General features: G+C 68.0%; 19 protein-coding genes. 7 read left to right on the top strand and 12 right to left on the bottom strand.

The features are described from left to right. Window positions 1-11 precede the first annotated feature (11 nt). The 6 genes from IU452_RS26110 (at window position 12) to IU452_RS26085 (ending at window position 7,680) form a co-directional block, all read left to right on the top strand. Entirely contained in the window at window positions 12-1,433 is a 1,422-nt protein-coding gene (locus IU452_RS26110) for an amidase (RefSeq protein WP_195111821.1), read from the top strand. After that, window positions 1,430-2,770 (top strand): MFS transporter, encoded by a 1,341-nt coding sequence (locus tag IU452_RS26105; RefSeq protein ID WP_195111820.1) that lies wholly within the window; start codon window positions 1,430-1,432, stop codon window positions 2,768-2,770. Before IU452_RS26110 ends, IU452_RS26105 begins: the two co-directional genes overlap by 4 nt. Before the next feature lie 27 nt (window positions 2,771-2,797). Then, on the top strand, window positions 2,798-4,312 hold the full coding sequence (locus tag IU452_RS26100) for a long-chain-fatty-acid--CoA ligase (RefSeq protein WP_195111819.1): 1,515 nt from the start codon (window positions 2,798-2,800) through the stop codon (window positions 4,310-4,312). Window positions 4,313-4,467: 155 nt separating this feature from the next. Continuing rightward, window positions 4,468-5,571 (top strand): alpha/beta hydrolase, encoded by a 1,104-nt coding sequence (locus IU452_RS38410; RefSeq protein ID WP_324192826.1) that lies wholly within the window; start codon window positions 4,468-4,470, stop codon window positions 5,569-5,571. Window positions 5,572-5,606: 35 nt separating this feature from the next. Further along, a complete protein-coding gene (locus IU452_RS26090; RefSeq protein WP_195111817.1) occupies window positions 5,607-6,896 on the top strand; it encodes a M20 metallopeptidase family protein in 1,290 nt (429 codons plus the stop codon). A 109-nt stretch (window positions 6,897-7,005) separates the two neighbouring features. Further along, on the top strand, window positions 7,006-7,680 hold the full coding sequence (locus IU452_RS26085; protein ID WP_195111816.1) for a TetR/AcrR family transcriptional regulator: 675 nt from the start codon (window positions 7,006-7,008) through the stop codon (window positions 7,678-7,680). Window positions 7,681-9,035: 1,355 nt separating this feature from the next. Here the strand turns inward: IU452_RS26085 and IU452_RS39635 are convergent. Genes IU452_RS39635 through IU452_RS26055 form a run of 7 tightly spaced genes read right to left on the bottom strand, consistent with a single transcriptional unit; the run spans window position 9,036 to window position 13,304 of the window. Then, complete coding sequence (locus IU452_RS39635; RefSeq protein WP_416382373.1) at window positions 9,036-9,602, bottom strand: hypothetical protein; 567 nt, start codon at window positions 9,600-9,602, stop codon at window positions 9,036-9,038. After that, complete coding sequence (locus tag IU452_RS26075; RefSeq protein WP_195111814.1) at window positions 9,571-10,014, bottom strand: cupin domain-containing protein; 444 nt, start codon at window positions 10,012-10,014, stop codon at window positions 9,571-9,573. The genes IU452_RS39635 and IU452_RS26075 overlap by 32 nt, the downstream gene beginning before the upstream one ends. After that, window positions 9,995-10,231 (bottom strand): hypothetical protein, encoded by a 237-nt coding sequence (locus IU452_RS26070; protein ID WP_195111813.1) that lies wholly within the window; start codon window positions 10,229-10,231, stop codon window positions 9,995-9,997. Before IU452_RS26070 ends, IU452_RS26075 begins: the two co-directional genes overlap by 20 nt. Window positions 10,232-10,265: 34 nt before the next feature. Continuing rightward, window positions 10,266-10,649, bottom strand: coding sequence for a MoaF-related domain-containing protein (locus IU452_RS26065; protein WP_195111812.1), 384 nt, complete (start codon window positions 10,647-10,649; stop codon window positions 10,266-10,268). Between the two features lie 17 nt (window positions 10,650-10,666). Continuing rightward, window positions 10,667-11,440, bottom strand: coding sequence for a lyase family protein (locus tag IU452_RS26060; RefSeq protein ID WP_228818772.1), 774 nt, complete (start codon window positions 11,438-11,440; stop codon window positions 10,667-10,669). Beyond that, window positions 11,386-11,646 carry a hypothetical protein gene (locus IU452_RS38405; protein ID WP_228818771.1) on the bottom strand — a complete coding sequence of 87 codons (261 nt, stop codon included), beginning with the start codon at window positions 11,644-11,646 and terminating at the stop codon, window positions 11,386-11,388. The genes IU452_RS26060 and IU452_RS38405 overlap by 55 nt, the downstream gene beginning before the upstream one ends. Continuing rightward, complete coding sequence (locus tag IU452_RS26055) at window positions 11,643-13,304, bottom strand: NAD-dependent malic enzyme (protein ID WP_195111811.1); 1,662 nt, start codon at window positions 13,302-13,304, stop codon at window positions 11,643-11,645. Before IU452_RS26055 ends, IU452_RS38405 begins: the two co-directional genes overlap by 4 nt. A gap of 300 nt (window positions 13,305-13,604) precedes the next feature. Between IU452_RS26055 and IU452_RS26050 the strand changes: the two genes are divergently transcribed. Further along, a complete protein-coding gene (locus IU452_RS26050; protein WP_195111810.1) occupies window positions 13,605-14,228 on the top strand; it encodes a TetR/AcrR family transcriptional regulator in 624 nt (207 codons plus the stop codon). A 5-nt stretch (window positions 14,229-14,233) separates the two neighbouring features. Here the strand turns inward: IU452_RS26050 and IU452_RS26045 are convergent, their stop codons facing one another. The 5 genes from IU452_RS26045 to IU452_RS26025 all read right to left on the bottom strand — a co-directional run bounded on the left by IU452_RS26045 (window position 14,234) and on the right by IU452_RS26025 (window position 24,337). Continuing rightward, a complete protein-coding gene (locus IU452_RS26045) occupies window positions 14,234-18,067 on the bottom strand; it encodes an AAA family ATPase (protein WP_195111809.1) in 3,834 nt (1,277 codons plus the stop codon). A 10-nt stretch (window positions 18,068-18,077) separates the two neighbouring features. Next, a complete protein-coding gene (locus IU452_RS26040; RefSeq protein ID WP_195111808.1) occupies window positions 18,078-18,449 on the bottom strand; it encodes a hypothetical protein in 372 nt (123 codons plus the stop codon). Next, a complete protein-coding gene (locus IU452_RS26035; RefSeq protein ID WP_195111807.1) occupies window positions 18,439-18,720 on the bottom strand; it encodes a hypothetical protein in 282 nt (93 codons plus the stop codon). The genes IU452_RS26040 and IU452_RS26035 overlap by 11 nt, the downstream gene beginning before the upstream one ends. Window positions 18,721-18,751: 31 nt before the next feature. After that, window positions 18,752-19,306, bottom strand: coding sequence for a hypothetical protein (locus tag IU452_RS26030; RefSeq protein WP_195111806.1), 555 nt, complete (start codon window positions 19,304-19,306; stop codon window positions 18,752-18,754). A 93-nt stretch (window positions 19,307-19,399) separates the two neighbouring features. Next, window positions 19,400-24,337 carry a hypothetical protein gene (locus tag IU452_RS26025; RefSeq protein WP_195111805.1) on the bottom strand — a complete coding sequence of 1,646 codons (4,938 nt, stop codon included), beginning with the start codon at window positions 24,335-24,337 and terminating at the stop codon, window positions 19,400-19,402. Between the last annotated feature and the right edge of the window lie 26 nt (window positions 24,338-24,363).

Here is a 24,363-nt window from a genome sequence, read left to right as displayed (position 1 = left end):
GGCGAAAACCTATGACCGACAACGAGATCGCAGCTGCGGGCGTGGTCCGGCAGCGCGCCGCGCTGACATCCGGCGAACTGAGCGCGGCGGAACTGATCGACGCGACCGTAGATGCCATCGATCGAGCCTCCGCGCTGGGTGCGTTCACCACTGTGCTGCGGGACGAGGCGCGAGGTGAGGCCGCCGAACGCGACCGGCAGCGAGTATCGGGCGAGCCGCTCGGACCGCTGCACGGCATCCCGGTCGCGGTCAAGGAGGAGATCGACGTCGCCGGTGCCACAACAACTTTCGGTACCCGGGCCAACCACACACCGGCGCGCGCCGACGCCGAAGTGGTACGCCGACTGCGGGCCGCCGGGGCGGTGATCGTGGGGAAGACCGCCATGAGCGAGTTCGGGCAGTGGCCGTTCACCGAATCGAGCACCTACGGCGTCACGCGAAACCCGTGGGATCCCACGCGTTCTCCCGGAGGCTCGAGTGGCGGCTCGGCGGCGGCCGTGGCCGCCGGGCTGGTGCCGGTGGCGTTGGGCGGCGACGGCGGTGGGTCGATCCGTATCCCCGCCGCATGCTGCGGGTTGTTCGGGCTGAAACCGCAGCGGGGCCGGGTGTCCCCCGCGCCGATGAGGGCGCTGTGGTCGGCATTGGGAACGACCGGTCCGCTCACCCACACCGTGCTCGAGAGCGCCCTCGTGTACGACGTCATCCGCGGCTCCGTACCCGGCGATCGATTTCGCGCCCCTGAGCCGGAGATGTCATTCGTGGACGCCGCGTGCAAGCCGCGCCCGTTGCGGATCGGGTTCTCCGCGAAAACGACCACTCCGCTGCTGACGCCGCATCCGGAGCACGTGCACGCGCTGGAGACGGCCGCCCTGCTGCTGTCCGGCCTCGGACACCAGGTGGACGAGGTCGACCCGCACTATCCCGACGCCACATCGGCACTGCTGGCGCAGTTCTACGGAGGCGTGCGCGCCGAGGCGGCCGTGGTCGAACACCCGGAGCTGTTGGAGCGCCGCACCAGACAGACACTCCGGGCGGGGATGTGGGCGCGTCGGCCGGTGGTGCAGTGGGCGATCCGCGCCGGAGAGTCGCTGGCCCGCAAGCTCAATCGCCTCTTCGACCACTACGACCTGCTCCTGACGCCGGCCACTGCGATCCGTCCCCCGCGCATCGGTGTCCTGGACGGGAAGGGCAGCCTGGCGGCGACCCTCGCATGCTTCCCGATGATCACCTACACCGCGATCTGGAACGTCGCGGGCAATCCTGCCGCCTCCATTCCGGTGGGGATCGGCGAGGACGGCCTGCCGCTGGCGGTGCAGCTGGTCGGGCCGCCCAACGGCGAGACCACGATCCTGCCGGTGGCCGCGCAACTCGAGCAGGCCCGTCCCATGCCCCGCGCGCCCTGGCGGCCCGCCACCACCCGGAGATTGCCATGACATCGGAGTCGACTCCTTCCACCACCGCGGACCAGCGGAAGCTGCGCACACTCATGGCCGCGGGCCTGATCGGCAGTTCGATCGAGTGGTACGACTTCTTCATCTACGGCACCGCAGCGGCCTTGGTCTTCGGCACGCTGTTCTTCCCCAGCGCCTCGCCGCTGATGGGGACATTGCTGTCGTTCAGCACCTTCTGGGCGGGCTTCATCGCGCGGCCGCTGGGCGGGCTGGTGTTCGGGCACGTGGGCGATAGGTTCGGGCGTAAGCCCGCGCTGGTGGCCTGCCTGGCGCTGGTCGCGCTGGCGACCTGTGCCATCGGCCTGCTGCCGACCGCCGAGCGCATCGGGGTGGCGGCGCCGATCCTGTTGGTGGCCTTGCGCTTTCTGCAAGGCATCGCGGTGGGCGGCCAGTGGGGCGGAATCACCCTGTTGCTCACCGAGACCACCCGGCCGGACCGCAAGGGCCGGGCGGGAACCTTCGGACAGCTGGGCGTGCCGATCGGCCTGCTGCTGGGGACCTGCGTATTCCTGCTGGTGGGCCGGTTGGTCCAGGGGCCGTCCTTCGACCAGTGGGGGTGGCGCATCCCGTTCCTGGCCAGCGCGCTGCTGTTCCCGGTGGTGCTGTTCATCCAGCTGCGCATCGAGGAATCGCCGCAGTTCCGCCGACTGCACGCACGCGCCGCCGACACCTCCGCCGCGGTCGCCCCAGCGCCGGTTCTCGAAGTGGTGCGCGAACATTCGAAGCTGGTGCTACTCGGCGCCTGTCTCCTGTTCGGTTGCAATGCGGCCTTCTACATCAACATCGCGGGCATCCTCGACTATGGCGTCCGCGAGCTCGGGTTGGCCCGCCACGACCTGCTGATGGTGTCGCTGGCCATCTCCGCCCTGGCTGTTCCGGTCATCTACCTCTCGGGTTCGCTGTCCGACCGGCACGGCCGCCGCCCCCTCATACTGGCCGGCGCGGCGATCCTGGCGGCCTGGGCATTCCCCTACTTCTGGCTGGTGGACACCGCCTCGTTCCCTGCCGTCGTGCTGGCCGCCCTGGTCGGCACCGCCGGGTGTGGCCTGGTGTACGGGCCGGTGGCGGCGTACCTGGCCGAGATGTTCGAGCCGCGGATCCGCTATTCGGGGGTCACGCTGGCCTATCAGCTGGCGGCGGTCCTGGTCAGCGGCGGCACACCGTTCGTGATGACCGCGCTGCTGGCGGCCACCGGCGGCACGGCGGCGGTGTCCGCCTTCCTGATGCTCATGGCGCTGTGCACGCTGGGCAGCGCCTGGGTGCTCCCCGAGACCGTGCTGCCACGACCGGCCGTGGTCGTCGCTCCCGCACAGCCCTGACCACCATCGATCTCTCCGGGAGGAACCTTGCCCAATGTCGCGGATCGCTTCTGGCAGAACGCGATCGACAGTCCGGACGCTGCCGCATTGCGCACCGTGGACCAGCGAATCGGCTACGGCGAACTGGCGCGCCGCAGCGCCGCCTACGGCGCCATGCTCCGAGCGTCCGGTATCACCGTCGGTGACCGGGTGCTGCTGGTAGCGCCGACCGTCCCGGAATTCGTCGTCGCCTATCTGGGTGCGCAGTTGATCGGTGCGGTCGTCATCACCATGAACACCATGGCGACCGCACCCGAAATCGCTTATGTGCTCGACGATTCCGGCGCCCGGTTCGCCATTGCCTGGCACGACGCACCGGATGCGACGGACCGCGCGGCGGCCGAGCGGGACATCCCGTTCCGGGTTCTCCCACCCGATGCGGGCTCCGATACCGCACGGCCTGTGACCGGACCGGTGCCGCGGCGCGGCGACGACACCGCGGTCCTGCTCTACACCTCCGGCACCACCGGTAAGCCCAAGGGTGTCGAGCTCACGGTCGACAATCTGATCGAGGCGGCACGAACCTTCGCCTGCCACTTCCGGCTCGCCCCCGGCGAGCGGTTCGGAACCGGGCTGCCGCTGTTCCATGTCTTCGGCCAGGCCGCCTGCCTGCTGCCCGTACTGCACTCCGGCGCCTCACTGTCGATGGTGTCGCCCTTCGATGCGCGGGCCATGATCGCCACGATTCGCTATCACCGGCTCACGGTCGTCGCGGGCGTGCCGACGATGTGGAATGCCATGCTGCACACCACCGATGGCTACGGGCCCCAGGATTTCGCCGGTCTGCGGCTGGCGGTGTCGGGTGGGGCGGCGCTGCCCGGGGAGGTGCTCCGCGCCTTCTCGCAGCGCTTCGGCTGCAGGATCGTCGAAGGCTACGGACTCACCGAATCGGCCGCCGTGGCCACGTTCAATCCCTTCGGGAGGCAGCGGGTGGGATCGGTGGGTAAACCGCTGCCCGGGACGTCGGCCGAAATTCGTGACCCGGACGGCAATGCACTACCCGTCGATGAGGTCGGTGAGATCTTCCTACGCGGTCCCAACATCATGAAGGGCTACTGGAACCGCCCCGACGCCACCGCCGACACCCTGGCCGACGGCTGGTTGAGGACGGGAGATCTGGGCCGTGTCGACGTCGACGGGTACCTCTACATCGTCGACCGTGCAAAGGATCTCATCATCCGCGGCGGCTACAACGTGTATCCGGCCGAGGTCGAGGAGGTGCTCTACCAGCATCCCGACATCGTCGAAGCGGCCGTGATCGGCGTGCCCGACGACCACTACGGCGAAGAGGTCGCCGCGGTCGTGGTCGCCGCCCCTGGCAGTCGGATCGACCCGGAACAGTTGCGGGCGTGGGCGAAACAGCGGTTGTCGGCCTACAAGGTGCCACACCGATGGGCCTTCACAGACCAACTTCCCAAGGGCGCCACCGGGAAGATCCTCAAACGCGCCCTCGACTGGAAGCAATTGACCGAGGCGACGAACCAGGCATCCACCTGTCGTTGAGCGACGGATGTGGCATGCCGAGAGGGACTGCGATGATGGAATCGAAGACGGAACAGGCTGCGACAGTGCCGGTTCCGCCGCACGAGCAGAGGCGGTGGCCGCGGACTCGATGGGGCCGCGGGCTACTCGGTGGTGGTACCGCATTGTGGGCCGCAGTGGTCGTGATCGCGGTGGCCGCGGTGCTCTCCCCCACGCTGCCTACCGGACGCGGCTGGCAGGTGTCGCTCTTGGTCACCTCGTTCTCCCTGGCTCTGCTGCTCCCCGCAATCATCGGAGCGGTGTTGGCGGTCCTGTCGTGGCGGCTGCGGTGGCGGGCGGCCACCATCGGCGTCGCGCTGGTCAGCGCGTCGGCGCTGACGGGTGCGGTGGTGCCGTGGGGCTGGGCCGTGCGGGTGGCGGCGGCGAACCAGGTGTCCCTGTCGCTGCCGACCTACTTCGGCACCGGACCGGTGACGAGACCGCCGGACCTGACCGAGGTGTACGCCACCGTCGACGGCGAACCCTTGCGGATGGATGTGCGTCGACCCTCGCGAACCGAGACCGACTCTCCCGCACTGTTGTTCGTGCACGGCGGGTCCTGGGTCGAGGGAGGACGCAACCAGCTACCCGGACAGATTCAGTGGTTCGTCGACCGCGGATATACCGTCTTCGACATCGAATACCGCCTGTCCCCACCCCCGCGCTGGGATCAGCAGACCTCCGATGTCAAGTGTGCGATCGGCTGGGTCGCCCAGCGCGCCGACCGCTTCCGCATCGACCCGAACAACATCACCGTGGCCGGTGCCTCCGCCGGTGGGAATCTGGCACTCCTGGCCGCCTACACCACCGGCACCGGTACGTTCCCGCCGTCCTGCCCGGTGGCCGAACACCCTGTGCGGGCGGTGGTTTCGTTCTACGGCCCGAGCGACACCGCCCGCCTCATGGTCGACTCCGGCAGCCCTTCGGTGGCCGGGCCGGTGGAGTCCCAGGTCTTCGGCGGCTCCCCGGAGACCGCCCCCGGGGCCTACCACGCCACCTCCCCGCTCACCTACGTCCGGCCCGGCCTCCCACCGACCCTGCAACTGCAGGGCACCAGCGATCACGTTGTGCCCCATGGCCAAGCCACGCTGCTCGATGAACGGCTCGCCACCGTGGGCGTGCCGCATCGAACCGTCCTGCTGCCCTTCGCCGAACACGGCTACAACCTGTTCTGGGGCAGCTGGCCCAGCCAGATCAATTACGGCGTCCTCGACCAGTTCCTGACCACCCATACCCGATGAAACTCGCCGCTCACCAACCATCGAATGGAGTTGCGATGGCGACACCGAAAGACGGCCTGCACGAGGAGCTGGATCGGCTCACCGGGCAGATCGAGCCGCAGGTCATCACCTGGCGGCATCATCTGCATCGAAACCCGGAGCTGCCGAACCGGGAGACCGACACCGCGAGATTCATCGCCGATCACCTGAACACACTGGGGCTGACCGAGATACGCACCGGTATCGCCGGGCACGGTGTGGTAGGTGTCCTCGAGGGCGATCAGCCCGGCAACCGAGCGATGGCGCTGCGGGCCGACATCGACGCACTGCCGGTCAGGGAAACCTCGGGAGTGCCGTTCGCCTCGACGGTGATCGACACCGAGTATCCGGGTGGGCCGTTCCCGGTCGCACACGCCTGCGGGCACGACTGTCACACCGCGATGCTGATGGGCGCCGCGAGTGTTCTTGCACAGGTGCGGGATCGGCTGCCGGGCACGGTGTTGTTCGTGTTCCAGCCCGCCGAGGAGGGCCCGCCGGCCGGGGAAACCGGCGGCGCGGCACAGATGATGGCCGAGGAGGCACTCGAACACCCCAGGCCCACAATGGTGTACGGCCACCACGTGTCCCCCTATCCCCTGGGCCACGTGGGATACCGGGCCGGAAATCAGTTCGGCGCATCCTGCATGGTGAAGATCGTAGTGTCCGGTCGCCAGGTGCACGCCTCCACGCCCTGGCAGGGCATCGATCCGATGCCCGCGGCCGCGGACATCATCTCGGCGACGGGTCAGCTCTACCGGCAGATGGACGCCTTCGCGCCGGTCACCATCTCCATCGGCCATATCGAAGATGTGGGCCGGTTCAACATCATCGGCGAGACGGTGACACTGTGGGGCACCGTCCGCTGCGTGGCCCAGTCGACCATGGACCGGGCTCAGGAGCTCATCGATCGCACCGCCGACCACATCGCCCGCGCCCACGGCTGTATCGCGCAAACCAGCTTCCTGCAGCCGGTACCCGCGGTGAACAACCAACCGCGGTGGGTGGATTCGGCACTGCCCACGTTCACCCGTGTCATCGGCCCCGACAAACTTGTCGAGGTCACACCCACACTCGGCTACGACGACGTGTCCTACTTCGTCAACACCTACGGCGGCCTCTATGTGCTTCTCGGCGCGCAGGACACCCAGCTGATCGACGGCTCGCCCCAACCGATCCCCGGCGGCCGTGGCCTGGCGGTCAACCACAACCCCGCCTTCTACGCCGACGACGCGGTCTTGTCCACCGGCGTGCGACTGCACACCCACCTCACCCTCGACCACCTGACCGGCCGGATCATCCCCGGCTGATACGCGCCTCGGCCGAGGCGGCACCGCACAACCACCCACGCCGCGCACGCGTTCACCGTAACGACGAACGTCTTCATCGCCATCGACTGATTTTGAGTACCGTTGGCGGGTGGGTAACAGGTCGGACGGGTCGGTTCAGCGGGCGTTGCCCAAAGGGCCGCACAAGCTCGATCGAGAGACCGTGCTGGCGTCGCAGCGGTCGAGGATGTTCGACGCGATCATCGAGGTGGTTGCGGAGAAGGGATATCGGGCCGCCACCGTCGCCGATGTGATCGCACGGGCCGGGGTGTCCCGGCGGACGTTCTACGAGCATTTCGCCGATAAGGACGCGTGTTTCGGAGCCGCGCTGCAGAGCGGGTTCGAGCGGATGATGGTCGAGGTCGTGACGGCGACCAATGCCGGTGCCGACCGCGAGGCCAGGATCACCGCAGGGTGGCGGGCGCTGTGCGAGACCTTGGCGGGCAGACCGGCGTTCGCCCGGGTGTTGTTGATCGCGGCGCCTCAGGCGGGCGGCGAGATCCAGGATCAATACGAACAGTTTCTGTCCCGGGCCGCCGCGGCCTTGCGCGAATTCGTCACGGCCGCACGCAGAATGCGACCGGATCTGCCCGCCGAACTGTCCGAACAGGCGGCGCAGGCGATCGTGGGCGCCGTCACCCGCCTGCTGGCCACCCACCTGCGCGCCCACGACGCCCAGCGCCTGCCCGACATCGTTCCGACGATCCTGGGTGTGGTGAACGCGCTGCTGCTGGCCGACATCCCGCCACCGGCGGGCGGTAGGTGATCCAAAATTCGCTTTGCACAAGGGAATCGGTGGCCCAGGGCGCAAACCACTGCTAGCGTGTAGGAAACATCAGTGTTTCCTACTCCCCCTCGGGGTACGCCATGAGGCACAAACTGTTGTGGGCCAGTGTGGCCGCCTGTCCGATCCTGTTGTCGGCACAGATCATGGCCACGCCACCCGCACACGCCGCACCGGTGGACGGTCAGCGCGTGGAGCAGGCGTTGAACAGCGCTTGGCCCGGAGTATCCACCAGCTGGGTCCGGCTGTACTCGCCGTTGCCGCCGGAGGCGGGCCCGCGCCCGCCCGCCTGCGACTACGTCTCCTACCTGCGATACCGGCCCTCCGGCGGGCCACGGCGCTCGGCGGACACCGACGCCGTCGTCACGGTGATGCCCGGTGTGCTCAGCGGTCCGGCCCAATTCGATTCGCTGGCGGCGGAACTCGTGCGACGCAATTACGACCGCGGCCGAACGGTCGAGTTCTGGGGTATGCAACGCCGCTCGGGCTGCTACTTCGATCGGGCCGGGCTCGACGCCGCGATCGAAGCCGAGGACTATCGCGTGGCCGTCGACTACTACTTCCACCGAAAGCCCGTCCACGGAAAGACATTCGCTGGCTGGCCGACACCGGAAGCGACCCGCGCGATGACGGCCGTCGACTTCGCCCAGCAGAACCGGGACTGGCACACGGCCATAGCCGATGCCTTCCCGGATCGGCAGCAGAGGTCACAGAAGGTCTTCTGCGGCGGACATTCCCTGGGCGCCACGAATCTCCGATACTTCGCCGGTACCGAATTCGGCCGCCCGGACAACCCCGACCCGGGGTTCGCCCAATGCGCGGGTTTCATCGTGCTGGACAGCACTCTCACCGCCCCTTCGCTCGACCCGAGGGCCAGGACAGCGTCCGACGACATCGGCACCGGCTTCGCAAATCTGGTCAGTACCGTTGGACGCCAACGGGCGCAAGCGGTTTCGATGCCGACAGCAGACGACATTCCGCTGGCAGGCGGTGCCCTCGCCGACATCATGACCGTCTTCTCCATCGCCGCGATCGGCGCCTATTTCCAGCCCGACGACGAATCCCAGCTGCTGCGTATGCTGCCGCACACCCCGACGTTGGAACTGATCATCCGCGGCCTGTTCGCGGCCGACCACCTGCACCTGATCACCAACAACCCCGACGTCCGGTCGTTCCGGTACACCAACGCCGCGATGCTGGGTGCGCTGCTGGACAACAACTCGATGCCGGTCGCCGCCGCGCAGATGAGTTTCGGCAGCCTCGGCGGCGGACCCCTGCGGGAGAAATACCTGTTCGTGCCCGAGGAACTCGCCGACACGCCCTTCGTCGGCCGACCACTACCGGTCATCGGTGAACCACTGGAGAAGACCCTGCTCGGCTTCGGCAAGGTGGCACCCGCCGACCCGAACGCGCTGTACACCTGGAACAACTACGACCATCCCGCCGCACCCGACCTCACCGGGCGTGTCTATTCGACCCCGCAGAGCGAGCACACCGACATCCGCCACCTGGCCCGGCAACTGTTCGAAGGCCCCGCGATGTTCTTCGACCCCTTCTTCCCCATGGCCCAGTTGAACAGCAGCATCGACGTCGACTACTCCGACGGCCCCTTCCGGCGGCCCGCGGTATTCGTCTACGGCACCGCCGGGACTGTCAACGACACCCTCGAAATGCTCACCCCCATCGGCGAATTCCTGAGCCCCGGCACGCCCCCTCTCCGCCCACGCGACGCCGCCGTCGGCATCGGCTACACCCACCTCGACGTCCTCACCGCCGCACCCCACCAGAACGACGGCCGCCCGTCCGCCACCACCACGGCCGTCATCGACTTCATCGGCACCAGCACCGGATAACCGAGCCGTCCGATCTCCGTCAGCGGAAGTCGCAACCCGGGTTGGGCACATCCTCGGCCAGCGGGCTGCCGGCCGGCAGAACATAGACCGCGTCCAGTACCAATGGCTCACTGCCCGGATTGCGGCCGAGATGGACATAGCCGGGTCCGCCGGTCTCGACGACGAACGATCCGGGCGAATAGATTCCGTCCACGGTGCAGCGAGAGTCGTAATGGGTCAACGTTCCCTCGCGCACCAGCCCATACACCGTGCCGTCGTGGAAATGCCAGCCGGTCGAACCGCCCGGTGCGATGGTGATCTGCCGCAGCACGTAATCCGTGTCGCCGATCGTGATGCGGGCCGAGGTGGTTCCCGTGACACCGTCCGCGGGCGTTGCCCTGACCGGCGCGGATGCCACGGCGATGGCCGTGAGCGCGGCGAATGTCGTGACGGCTCGGGCGATGTCAGCCCCAGGGCATTTCATGCTTCACCACCTCGGCGCTCAGTTCGAGATTGCTCACGCCGACGAGATGCGGGGAGTGCTGCCGCATTGCCTCGATCAGTTCGGCGCTGTTCCTTGTTCGCGCGTCCGCGTCGTTGAACGCTGCCAGGTGGTCGCGGGTCAAGCGAAGCGCATCGATTCCGCTGCCGCTCGCGACCACCGGGCGCAGGCCGCAGTAGTAGTCCGGGTCGCCGTCCACCGCAGAGTGGAATCGGAGGTCTGCATGGCTACTCCTACTTTGCTAATTCGATTGTCGCGGTGTGCAATTCGAGACCATGACCGCCGTCCGGTTTCGGAAACGACCAGGTCAGATCGATCTTGCCGGACTTGTAGTTCTCGACATGGGAGACGGTGTAGCCGGTCTTCGGCTCGAACCAGGTGATCAGGTAGGTCTGTTCACCCACCTTTGCGATCACCGGGTCCACGGTCTCCTCTCCTTCTCCACCGGCCAGGTACCTGTAGGTCAACTGTTTCCCGTCCGGCGTGAATCGCAGATCGAAGACAACGCCGTTGTCGATCTTCGCAATGAAATGCCCTCCGTAAGGGGTTGTTTCGGGAGTCTCCGCTTCGACGGCACATCCGCTCAGCAACAGAGAAACTGCCGCGGCAACCAGCACGAACCCCGGTACCCTGGTCATGATTTCGCCGTCTTCGATTCGAGGCCCAGATCGCGGCGAGGATCGCCGACCATGTGGGTGGGGTCGACGATGCGGTCGAAGTCGACCGCCGACACACCGAGGGCAAGGGCTGCCTCGCGCAGGGTACTGTTGTCGCGATCGGCCTTGTGGGCGATCGCGGAGGCCTTGTCGTAGCCGATGGTGGGGCTGAGCGCGGTGACGAGCATCAGGGAGCGGCCGACGTACTCGCCGATCTTGTCCCGATCGAGATCGGCTCCCTCGATAGCGAATTCGCGCAATTTCTCCGAAGCATCGCCGAGGATGCGCGCCGAGTGCAGGACGTTGTCGATGATGATCGGGCGCATGGCGTTGAGCTCGAAATTGCCCTGGGCGCCGGCGGCGGCGACGATGGAGTCCTCACCGATCACCTGTAGGCAGACCATGACCATGGCCTCCTGCTGGGTGGGATTGACCTTGCCGGGCATGATCGACGATCCCGGCTCGTTGGCGGGCAGCGTCAGCTCGTGCAGGCCCGCCCGGGGACGCGAAGCGAGCCAGCGCATGTCGTTGGCGATCTTCATCAACGCCACCGCCACCCCGCGCAACCCGGCGCTCACCGCCACCATCGCATCCAGTGAGCCCTGCGCCGCGAACTTGTTCGGCGCGGTCACGATCGGAAGTCCGGTCAGCTCGGCGAGTTTCGCGGCGATCTGCTCGGGGAAGTCGGGAGCGGTGTTCAGGCCGGTTCCGACCGCGGTGCCGCCGGCGGCGATCTGGTGGCACGCCTGCATGGCGAGCTCCAATCGGCGTGGTAGACGGCCTTGGGCATGTGGTCGTCGCCGATGGAGAAGTGGATCAGTGAACGCTGGGTCCGAGCTCCCCAATAGTGCTCTGCGGGAACCTGGATCTCGCCCATCGAATCGTGTTCGTTCCGGGTGCCCGTTTCCCCTGTGCCGATCGGCATCGTGCGCAGGCGCGGCTCCTTGACGCTGGTCATGACAGCTCCAGCGCACGGTAGGCGGCATGCCACATCGCGTCCTGGACCGCCTGGACGGGATCGGCCAAAGGCTTGGCGACGCCGTCCTTTACGGCCTGTTCGGCGACCGCGACCGCGACCGTCGCCGACATTTCGCGCAGATTCGTCACATTCGGTAGCAGGCCCGCACCGGGTTTTCCGGCCTCTACCAGACCGGCGATCGCTTCCGAGGCCGCCAGCAGCATGCCGTCGGTGACATGCGCGGCGCCGGAGACGATGGTGCCCAGCCCGATGCCAGGGTAGACGAGGAAGTTGTTGGCCTGCCCGATCCGGAACGTGGTGCCCTTGAAATCGACCGGCTCCCACGGGGTTCCGGTGGCAACCAGTCCGCGTCCGTCGGTCCAGCGGATCACGTCGGCGGGCCGCGCCTCGATCCGTTCGGTGGGATTGGACAGCGGGAAGATCATGGGTCTCTCGACGTATTTCGCCATCGTTCGCAGGATGGGTTCGGTAAAGGCACCACCCACCGTCGACGTGCCCACCAGGATGGTCGGGCGGACCCGGTCGACCACCGTGGCAAGGTCGATCTTTCCTGTGTCCCAGCCGGAAACCTGCGAACGGGGTCGGGCATACGGCTTCTGATAGTCGCGCAGGTCGGTCATGTCGTCGACGAGCAGCCCTTGCTTATCGACCAGCCAGACTCGTCGCATCGCTTCATCCTCGGACAGGCCGTCGCGCACCATGATCGTCCGCAGCTGATCGGCAATCCCGACACCGGCGGTTCCCGCGCCGAATACCACCACCCGCTGCTCGCTCGCTCGCGTGCCCGATATCCGCATCCCGGCCAAGGCCGCCGCACGGGTGACCGCACCGGTGCCCTGCATATCGTCGTTGAACACACACGCCTTGTCCCGCCACCGCTCCAGAATCCGCCGGGCATTGGACGGACCGAAATCCTCGAAATGTAATAGCGCCTTGGGGAACAGGCGACTCGCACACTCGACGTAGGCGTCGATAAAGGCGTCGTACTGCGGCCCGCGGGTGCGGCTGTGCCGCCTGCCCACATACACCGGATCGTTCAACAACGACTCACGATCGGTGCCGACATCGAGCATCACCGGAATCACCCGATCGGGGTCGATGCCTGCCGCGGCCGTATACACGGCCAGCTTGCCGATCGAGATGTCCATCCCATTCGCGCCCCAGTCCCCGATGCCCAGAATCTCCTCGGCATCGGTCGCCACCAGCAGGTCTACATCGTCGGCGCCGAGACCGTAGTTGCCGAACGCGCGCTCGATCCCGTCGATGTCGTCGATCGACAGGTACACACCGTCGGGCCGACGGAATTCGTGGCTGAAGTGCTCGATCGCCTGTGCGATCACCGGGTCGTAGACCACCGGAAGCATTTCCTCGAGATGCTGCTCGATCAGCTTGTAGTACAGGATCTCATTGCGGTCGCGCAGCGCGGCGAGGTAGGTGTTCTTCGCCAGATCGTCCGGTTGTCGCCCGTACTGCTCATAGGCGCGAGCCGCCTGCTGATCGAGCGAGAGAACAGCGGCGGGCAAGAGCCCATCGAGCCCCAAAGCCGCGCGCTGCTCGGCGGTGAATGCCGTACCCCGGTTGTATCGCGGATCACGAAGCACCTCGCGGCCGCGAGGCAACATCGTCGATGTAGTCATGCCGAACCTTTCCTCGAGAGTGAGTGTGGGTGCGAACAGATACAAAGCTGAAAATGGGTGCCGCCCTGCGGAAATAGTCTAGCTTTCCGGACATCTCACGCCTCCCCTGTGACGCCTCCGAGCTGCGCAACCGGATTATCCGCTGCGGACTTTCCTTACGCAATGTTGACGTCCGAACTCTTGATTTTCCGAAGTACTACGACACCGATTGCCACGAGTTCGCTTCATCGTTGACTTCCGATGCGTTGGCGACAACTATGAACCTTGTTCATATCCGGTTATGTTCGGATTGGCAGGTCAATGGCGACCAAATGGGGTGATCGAGACGGTCGGCGGCGGGATATCCTGACCGCGGGTCGGCGGTTGCTCGCCGAACATGGCTATACGGCGTTGCAGATGCGCGATGTCGCCAAAGGCGCAGGGATCAGCCTGGGCACCGTCTACACCTATTTTCCGACGAAAGAAGCGTTGTACGCCGCGCTGTACGCCCAGCGGCTGGCCGAGTTCGCTGCGGTCATCGAGCCGGTCTGCGGCAGCTGCGAGGATCCGGAAGACCTGTTCGTCGCGGTGGCAACCGAGTATCTCGACATGTACCGGGTATATGGACGGGAATTGAATATCTGGACCGTCCTGGCCGGGGACGCCCGGGTCGATCCCGATGTCGGCGGGGTTTTGATGGCAGCGGCGGCCCGGGTGATCGGCTCGATCCAACAGACTCTGGAGCGATTCCGAGGCCCCGGCAATGATATCGACGCCGGCCTGGCGATGGCGCTGCTGTGGTCGACCGTCACCGGCCTAGCCGACCAATTCACCAGCGTGCGTCAGACGATGCACGACTACACGTGGGACGATCTGGTGCGGTTCGCCGCACGTACGCTCGTCATCGGATTGGCTGCGGCACGCGAAGAGACGGAGGGCCGGTGACGCCGTCAGGGGCACAGCTCGACGTAGGGCATCGAACCGATGAGATCGGGCCAGGTCTTCTCGTCGATGTGCTGCGCCGGTGAGGCGCACAGCTTCGTCGCGACCGCCTTCGGGTCGATGTACCACTGCGCGAAGGCCTTGTCGCCCACGCCGAACAGGCGAGAGTTGTCGCGCGGATCGAAGTGGACGAACCAGGTCCAGCCGATGGGTGCGGCGATCGGGGCGCCGAGGGACGTGATGTGTGCGGGATCGGTGATGTCCCACAGGCGGGCGGTCTGGTCGTCGCCGCCGGAGGCCAGCCGGTGACCGGAGGAATCGATATCGAGAGTTCGAATGGCTGCGTGATGTGCGCGTACGGAGCCGATTTCGCGGATCCGGCTCGAATCGGCGACGTCGAAGGCGCGAATCGTGCCGGTGTCGTCGGCGCTGAACAGGTCTCGGCCGTCGGGACCGAACAGCAGCGACTGAACGATCGCTCCGTGGGTATCGAGGGAGGCGACCGGTGCGGGGTGGGTGAGACGGGACAAGTCCCACACGTGAATTCGTGAGTCGTCTGCCGCCGCGACCAGCCTGTCGGCCGCGACTGCGGCAAGGCGGAGGTCGCGGTCGGGTCCGGTCAGCCGCACCCCGAGCGGATGGATGGCCGCCGGATCGGAGGCGTCCCAGAGCTGCAGCGAGCGGTCCCCCACACCGGTGAGCAGACGATCACCAGTCTGGCTGAAAGCTATTGGTGCGGTGAGCTTTTCGCTTGTCGGGGGTGGCAAGGGAGCGGGTCGGGCGAGATCGGCGAGGTTCCACAGCCGCGCAGTGCCGTTGTCATGGGTGACCAGCAGGGCCGGGTCCGGCCGCAATGTCACCTGTACACCCTGTCTGCTCGGTGCCGCCGCGGGAATTTCACCCATTGGTCGACTGTGCTGTGGATCTGCCATGTCCCACAGGCGGACTCGTCCGTCGTGGAGCCCGTCGGCCAGGAGCGCACCTGCCCGATCGAATGCGACCGAACTGAGCGTGCCGTCGAACAGGATGGGGACCTCTGCGAGTGGTGTTCCCCAGACCCGCAGGCGGCCATCCGATCCCGCGGTCACCATTTCGGTGTCCGAGGTGACGACGAGCGATCGGATCGAATCGCTGCTGTCGTGGATCTCCCATCCGGTCGGCGATACCCGGTCGGTGCGGCGGGTGTCCCAGACCCGAATGGTGCCGTCGGCCCCGGCCGCGACCAATACCTCGCCGCCGAGCGCAAAAGCCAAGCCCGCCACCGGCACCCGGCGGTCGTCCACTCGGTCGATCAGTCGTGGAACGGCCGGATCGTGGACGTCCCAGACCTGCACCGAACCATCCGCGGTGCCCGCGGCGAGTCTGCCGCCGGGGCCGTAGGCCAGCGCCTGCAGAGCGCCGGGAACCTCGATCGGAGCGCCGATCGGTCGCGGATGCCCGGGGTCGTCGACCGCCCACAGCCGCACGGTGCGATCGTCGCCGCCGCTGGCCAGCACCGCGGAATCCGGCGCCGGTGCCAGCGCTCGCACTGCGCCGGGGCCTGCCGGAAGGGCCGGGGCGAGAGGCCGAATGGATTGCGGCACAGCGGCATCGAGAAAGACTATGCTGCCGTCGGCACCGGTGGCGACAACGGTGCGACCGTCGTGAAGATAGACGACGCTGGTGACGGGTGCGCCGATGTCGAAGGACCCGAGCCGGCGCGAGTCCGCGTTGTCGCGAATATCCCACAGCCGGACGATGCCGTCGTCGCCCGCGCTCGCCAACTCGGAGCCGTCGGGCCGGAAGGCCACCGCTTCGACAGCACCGCAGTGGCATTCGAGTTCGGCCACCAGCGGGCGCTGGTCCGACAGGTTCCACAGCCGGACAACACCGTCGGCACCCGCGCTGGCCAATCGTTTGCCGTCGATGCTCGCGGCCGTCGCGAGGACGGGGCCGGAATGCTCTGCGGGCAGGATTCTCTCCTGCGGCAGCATTTGCGTCGCGAGCAGGCGGGCCTGGGCGTTGGGATCGCGTGGCTCGAGCCGATAGGCGGCCAACGCGAGCTGGGTCGACAGGCCGGGGTTGTTCTGTTCGACCCGCTGGGATTCCGCGATGGTCGCATCGACCCAGGCGTCCTCGCGTTCATGCGCCACCGTAATCCGTTGGACGACGATCACGGCCACCAGCACAACGGCGAGAACGGCAAGCGCGGCGCGTGCGGCCAGGACGGTCCGGCGCAGGCGGGTGCGTCTGCGGTGGTGGGCCAGCGACTCGGCGACGAACTGGCGGGCGAGACGATTCGGCGACTCGGTGCGCCGCATCAACTCGACGGCGTCTTCGAGCCGAGTTCTGCTGTACAGCAACGAGTTCGGCCTGTCCTGGCGGGACCACTCGCGGGCGTCGGCCTCGATACGCTGGCGGGCGAGGGCGAATTCCTGTTCCTCGGAGAGCCATTCGACCATGCGGGGCCAGGCGGTCAACACCATGTCGTGGACCAACTCGAGTTCGCCGTTGCGCTCGCGGATCGCTCGCTCGGCCACCAGTCGTGCGATGACGGCCCGCATGGCCTGCGGGTCCTCGGCCTCCTCGATCAGCACGTCGGCGGGCACCCGGTTGCGGACGACGGCGGTGGGACCGGAGATCGTCAACGCCACCAGCAGGTGCCGAGTCAGCTCCTGTTCGTGTTCGGTCAGCAGTGCCCAGATCCGCTCGCAACCCTTCGCGAAAGCTCCTTCCACACCGCCGATCTCGCGGTACGAGTCGACGGTCAGGGTCCGGCCGCGCCGGTTCTCCCACGTCTTGGCCAACGCGAAGGACAGCGTGCCGAGCCGGACCGAATTCTCCGCCTCCAAGGCCGCCATATCCCGCAGCAACACCTCGACGAGGCTATCGTCGACGCGCAGGCCGACGACGGCGGCGGGACGGACGATGGCTTCGCGCATGTCCTGCTGCGTCATCGGCTCAAGCATCATCGACCGATCCCGCAGCGCCGTCAGCAGCAGCGGATAGTGGCCCAGCTCGGTGAGATGGGCGGCGTCGACAGCCATGACGACGGTGGTGGGCAGGTCGGCGTCGGGGGCGGCCACCTGCGCCAGCTCGGTCAGGAACTGCCGACGGGCGGACTCACCCGCGCACTGGGTGAACAGCTGCTCGCCGTGATCGACGAGCAGGAGCCGGCGGCGCTCCGGAATCCCGGCCAGGGCGGATCGCAAGGCGGCCACCGGATCTTCACCGGGTGTCATGGTGACCGGCACCCGTGGTCCCGGCGCTGCCAGCAGGCCCGCGGCCAGGAGCGAGGACTTGCCGACACCCGCATCGCCCAGTAGCAGCACCAGGCGGGTGGTATCGCTCGATTCGGCGGCCGAAACCAGTTCGTGCAGTTGTTGTTTTGCCCGGTCACGGCCGAAGAACAGGTCGGCGTCCACGGCGCGATACGCCGACAGGCCCCGATACGGTGGACGGGTGAGGTCGGCCGGATCGGGTTCGGTCTTGGCCGCCTTCCACTCCGCGTGCCAGCGCCTCAGGTCTAGCAGCGAGGTGTCGATTCGGCGATTGCCCGCGGCGCGTGCCCGCGCCTCCTCGATGAGCACCTCCAGCACCGGCCGCACCGATTCGAATGTCGCCGGGGTGCGGTTGCCGCGGCGCCAGTCGCTGATCCGCTGGGCGGTGATGCGCCCGGTGCCGTGACCGATCCGCGCATTGGCCGCTCGGATCACCGACTTCACCGGCGGTGAACCCGCCGCGGCGAACAGCTCGCCGAGCCGGGCGGCGAATGCCTCGCGGCCACCGGCGCCGCGGCGCTCGGCGGCGACCGGGCTGTCGTCGCCCCGGCTGTGCGGGTGCCGCGTGGTGCGAAGGTTCACCGAGCCTGTCCTATCGAATCGGCGGAAGTGCCGTGGACTCCGCGGCAGGCGTCGTACACGACAACCGCATGCTTTCCATCGAACCGTGGAGCATGTCCAGAGACCGTTGCACCGAGGGGGTGAGGCGCAGGGCGGGCAGTGCCTGGGCCACCGCCCGGTCGAGACGTCGCAACGCGTCGTGCAGGCGAGCTGTAGCGTCGCTGACCTCGGCAAACGCGTGCTCAACCGTGGTCGAGCCGATCGTATCAGTGATCATGCCGAGGTCGGACTCGATCTGTCCGGCGGCCGCGGCGGCCGCGGCGATCCGGCGCTGGAGTTCGGCGGCGCTCACCGTGAAGGCCACGATGAGCGCCGCCGCCCGACGCCGGAGATTACGCGACATGGGACAGAGCGGTGAGGATCCCGTTCTGCACGGCGGGCAGGAGTCCGAGGTTCACCACCAGTACCATGCCGACCGCGAGCCGGATCCGCCGATGGCGGTCCCACCATCCGACCGGACCCTTCCGCGGCTCGTGGCAGCGGGCGATGATCTCGGCATCGGCGGCGTTCTCCTCGTAATAGCCGAAGGTGACCGGCGCGGAGGAGACATCGAGCAGACCGCCGAGCGGGTCTACGGCGGGTGCGCCGTTTCCAGCGAATCTGGTGTCCAGCATGGCGAACTCCTTGTTGTCGTCGTATCCGGAATCAGGAGATGGTGCTGCTCCAGGGCCGCATCAGGGCGTCGTAGACGTCCTGGGTGAAGCGGCCGCGGCCCACCAGGTCTCCGAGTACGGCGGCGGTGGCCGCCTGATTCACCGCGGTCATGGTGCCGATGTCACCGAGCGAGGCGAGCAGCCCCGCCAGATCGCCGATGCCTGCCGCTCCTACCTTCGAAATTGCCTGCCCGGCAACCATTCCCGCGATCTGAATATTGCGGGTGCGGCCGAATTCGCGCGCGGTCTCGGCGGCGATCTGTTCGGGCTGCGGGTCGCCGGTCTGCTGACCCAGCCCGCCGAGGAGCCCGGCCAGGCCCTCGCCGAGGCCCGCCAGTCCGCCCGAACCCGTCGGTGTGCTCATGCGCGACTGCATCATCCTTCCGGCTTCGGCGTTGAGTCGTTCCCGCTCCTCGGCGGTGAGCTGTCCGGCGCGTTCGACGATGTGCATGACCTGCTGCCACTGCGGGCCATACAGGTACTCCAGATGCAGTTCGGCATTGGGCTGGCTGATTCCGGCGTTGTGGTAGGTCGATTCGGGGTTCATGTCCACTCCTTTGCTAGAGGCCGCCCGCACCGCACCTGCGCGGTGCGGGCGGCCTTGGTGAATTTCCTTGTCGTACAGCTGTGGTGGTGAATCTCAGAAGGTGACCGGAACGAGCCGGGACCGGCTGTTGCGGACCGGACCGTCGGTCACCTTCGCGCCGACCAGCGGGATGTCGGCGTGCGGCTGCGTGGCGGCAGCGGACCGCTGCGGGTTGGCCATCCGCCGCTGCAGCGACGCGACGACCTGGTCGATCGAGGCGTCATCGCTGGTGAGGTCGTCGAGGAACTGGGTTCCCGTCGGTGTCGACCCACCCGTGACTCCGGCCCGCGGGGTGTTGTTGTCGAGCGCCGCCCGGATCACCGAGATCAGATACGACCGGACCGCGGGGCTCAACAGCGCCAGCAGCGCCAGCGCCGCCAGCGTCAGCAGCGTCGCGACGACGGCGATATCCGTCAGCCCCAACGCAATACCGAGGGCCGCCACCGGTAGCGTCACGGCCGCCGTGGCTGCCGCACCGATGCCGAGACCCGCGGCCAGCGCCACGGCCGCCGTCACGGCCAGCGCAGCGAGCCCGGCCAGCAGCGCCAACGGCACGCCGATGGCCAACAGCGGCAACACCACCGCGGCCGCGATGGCCAGTCCGATGAGGACGCCCAACGCCAGCGTGGCGAGCTTGGCTACCTCGAACGCGGCGAGTACGGCCAGAGCCAGCGGGATCGCGATCGCCAGACCGATGGCGGCCGTGACGGCGGCACCGATAGCGAAGGCGATTGCCAGCGCCGGGATTCCGATCGCGAGACCGATGGCGGCGGTCACCGCGACGCCGATGGCGAAAGCGATTGCCAGAGCTGCCAGTCCGGCCAGGGCCAGGATCGGCAGGCCCAGCAGGAGCAGCGGGATCGCGGCCAGGGTCGCCAATCCGAGCAGTGCCAGCGGAACACCGATGGCCAGCACCGGAATCGCGAGGGCGGCGGCGATCGCGAGGCCGATGCCGACACCGATCACCGGCAGTGCGAGCACGGCCAGCAGGAGCAGCGGCAGACCGATGAGCAGCAGCGGCGGGAGCAGGCCCAGGGCCAGCAGGCCCAGCAGCGCCAGCGGCACGACGACCGGAGCGGTCAGCACCGCGAGGGCGCCGATCCCGGCCAGAGCCGCGACCGGTATCCCGGCGAGCACGATGAGCGGCAGGACCGCCAGGGTCACCACACCCACCAGGGCCAGCGGCAGCACGATCGGTGCCGCCAGCGCGGCCAGGACACCGAATGCGGCCGCCGCCAACACCGGCAGCGCCAGCGCCGCGATCACCGGCAGCGCGAGCAGGGTCAGCAGACCCAGCAGCGCAAGCGGTGCGACGAGCAGTGCCAGCACGGCCAGGCCGATGGCGACGAACGGAGCCGCGGCCAGGGCCAGCGCTCCGATACCGGCCAGCGCGAGCACCGGCACCGCCAACGCCAGGATCAGCGGCAGCAGGGCCAGGGCCAGCAGGCCGAGCAGCGCCAGCGGCACGAGGAGGCCGAGCAGCGGGACCGACAGGGCGGCGGCGATGGCAAGACCGATGCCGATACCCACGGCGCCCGCGACGAGCGCGGCGACGGCGGTGGCAAGCGCCAGCAGCGGCAGCCCGATGGCCGCAGCGACGGCCAGGCCGATGCCGATACCGACAACCGTGGCGAGGGCCAGCAGCGGCAGCGCGAGAACCGCCGCGGTGGCCAGGCCGATGCCGATACCGATGGCCGTCGCGAGGGCCAGCAGCGGCAGGCCGATGGCCGCAGCGATCGCGAGACCGGCTCCGACGCCGAGGACGAATGCCGGAATCGCAATGGCGGCGATGGCGGCCAGCGCAAGTCCGGCCAGCGCCGGCAGTGCGGTGAAGTCCATCGCCAGGCTGAGCAGCCACAGGAACGCCGCCAGGCCCTTGCCGACGATGACCAGCCCGATGGCCAGCGTCACCAGGATCGCCGGGATGCCGACGAAGCCGAAGGCCTCGACCGCCAAAGAGAGTGCGGCACCGGTCAATCCGGCGGCCATGAACGGCGACCAGATAGCCAGCATCATCAGCGCGATGATCGGCGAGATCGCGGTGGACACGACCGGCGCGAACGGTCCGAAGATCAGGAACGGGATGCTGAGCACCGCGGCCCACACGGCATACGGGATGCCCATGACGACCGTCGCGACCGACAGCACGAGGCCGACGGCGGCGGACAGGATGCCCCCGGCCAGGACCACCGCGGCCAGGGCGGCCAGTCCGACGAAGCCCTCCGCACCGATCAGGATGGCGGCCACGGCGAGCGCGGCGATGCCGACCGGAATCGCGGCGATCGCGATCGGCGGGAACAGCAGCGAACCGAGGACCCAGGTGCCGACGATCATCAGAATGCTCAGCGCCAGCGGGATGCTGCTGGCGACCGTCAGCACGGCGGCCAGCCCCGCCATCAAGGTCCCGGCGAGCGCCGTGACGCCGATGCCGCCGAGCGTGACCACCAGCTGACCGAAGACCAGCAAGGGGATGGCCAGCAGTGCCAGCGGCGGGTTGATCGCGATCAGCGCGAAGGTCGTCAGCGTGAGCATGGCCCAGCTGAAGATGTTGACGGCCAGGCCGCCGACGAAGGTGGCGGCGACGACCGCGACGGCCGTGACGATCGCGGCGGCGGTGACCGCGATCAGGCCGCCGCCGGTGAACACGTAGTTCAACCCGGCCAGACCCATGACCCCGGCCGCGGCGGCCGCGCCGAAGGCGACCAGTGGAATCCACGCGAACGGCAGCGTGTAGGGCATCGCCAGCGCCATCAGGGCACCGAGCGCCAACACACCGAACGCCCAGCTCGCGGCCGTGAACAGGAAGAAGCTGGTGCAGAAGGCAAGCACCAGACCCGAAACGCCGACGCCGGTGAACAGGAACAGCAGCCCCAGCGCGGCCGGTGCGACGACCAGGGCCAGGAAGAACAGCGGCGACAGCAGCGGCCCGAACACCGGAATGGCGAAGGTCAGGAAGAGGGTGGCGGCGAGCCCGGCCACCACGGCCACCGCCGAGGCGATGATGCCCGCGGCGGCGGTCAGCAGCACGGCCGCGGCCCCGAACCACCAGAAGACGAAGGCGGCACCCAGATGCAATGCCGTCGCGACCAGAGCCCAGGCCATCAGGATCGTGATGGCGGCGGTTCCGACCACCGACAGGCTCAGCAGGCCCGCCAGCGACACGGCACCGATCGCGACGCCGATGACGAGCGCGGCCGCGGCGAACAGGATCAGTGCGGCCAGGCCGAGCACCGCCAGCGCGGGCAGGGCGATCAGGCCCCACGGCGTGAGCAGCGAGGCCAGTGCCAGCGCGCCGAACAGCAGCGCGGACACCACGAAAGTTGCTGCGAGCGTGCCGAATCCGGCGATAGCCGTGGCGATCATGCCGACCACGAGGATGCCGAATGCGAGGGTGAATATGAGCGGCACGGTGATCAGGCCGAAGAACGGCGCGACGGCGGCGGCCAGCAGGCCGATCGCCATGGTGACGATGAACAGGGCCGCGGTTCCGACCAGCCCCAGCGCCGTCACCACGAGGGACACGGCGATACCGCCGACCACCGTCACGGCGAATGCGGCCAGGCCGAAGACGAGGATGACCGGCGCGAGGACCTGGAAGGCAATGAACGCCAACGGAAGTCCGACGAGCAACACCGGGATCGCGACGATGGCCAGCACGGCCAGCACCGGAAGCGCCAGCACTGCCATGACGGCCAGCACCGGAAGCGCGATGAGCGCGAGCCCGCCGAGCACGACAGCGCCGACCACCAGCGCACCGATCACGAGCGGGGCAGCGAGCAGGGCGACTATGCCGATAGCACCGATCGCCAGGGCACCGGCGAACAGCAACGGCACGATCGCGAACAGCCCCAGCGCGGGCAGGCCGAGCAGCTGCAGGGCGGCATGGTGCGTACCGACCAGACCGGTGTGGTTCAGCATGGCGCGGATGTCGTTCAGCAGCGGCTTCAGCGCGGCATTCGGATCGGCGATGATGCCCAGCACCGGGGTGACGTAACTGAGCAGCGGTGCCAGGTTGCCGAGGACGGGCGACACGTAGCCCAGCACGGTCGCGGCCAGCGCCTCGAATCCGCCGCCCTGGTGGGTGCTGATCTGCCGCAGCGCTTCGGCCAAGTGCTGCAACCCAGTTCCGTCACCGACGGTGTCGCCGAGGATCGGATTCAGCAGCTGACGCAGCGCCTGGGCCGGATCGTCCTCGTTCGGCGGAGAGTTGAACAGCCTGCGCGCCTGATCGATGATCTGGTTCAGCGGGTTGGCGGTGTCCTCGCGACGGGACCCGGCCTGCTCGATCGCCTGGCTCACGAAGCCCAACAGGTCGTCGACGGGCTGACGCAGCGGGCCGGAGGGGAAGGCCTGGTCGGACCATTGCGCGAGTTGCTGCAGGTCCAGGCCGGAACCCATCACCTGCGCGGCGACCTGAGCCAACTCGGCCACCGGAGACGCAACCGGGCCCAGCGGACCGGCCGTCTCCGTGGTGCCTACCGCATTGTTGCGCAGCTGATCCGCGATCTCGGGCATCGAGACGGACGTCGGAGGCACCGGACGAGCCATCTCCGGACCGGTGGCTTGCACTGGATCGGCAGGCGGCACGGGAACACCGAAAGCGTTGAGCGCCTGGTTTATTGCGTTACCGGCCATCGCCCCCAGATCGGCCCCGGCCTGCGGCAACTGCGGCGCGACGGTCTCGAGCTGCGGCACGGTCCGGGCGAGATCGGGGACGGCATTGCCCAGGCCCGAGACCACAGTGCCGAGATCGGGCAGCACCGGCGGCGCACCAGGGGCACCGACCGCGGGATGCAGACCGAAATCACCCAGCGGCGCCACCACCGGCATGGGAGCCGGAGTATCGGCGGACGCCTTGGCGCCGGTCGCCATGGCACCGGCCATCGATGCGAACGCGGCGGCCGCGTAGAGACCGCGGCGATTGCGCTTGACTTCCTTGCGGTGTTTGGCCACGTGCTTCGTCGAGTGCGGCTGGTGGCTGTGTTTGGACATGACGCGAACCTTTCGATCAAGTGGGT

This window comes from Nocardia transvalensis, from assembly GCF_015477765.1.
Classification (GTDB): domain Bacteria; phylum Actinomycetota; class Actinomycetes; order Mycobacteriales; family Mycobacteriaceae; genus Nocardia; species Nocardia transvalensis_A.
Note: the sequence above shows the minus strand (reverse complement) of the source record. Positions and strands in the feature narration are given on the sequence as shown.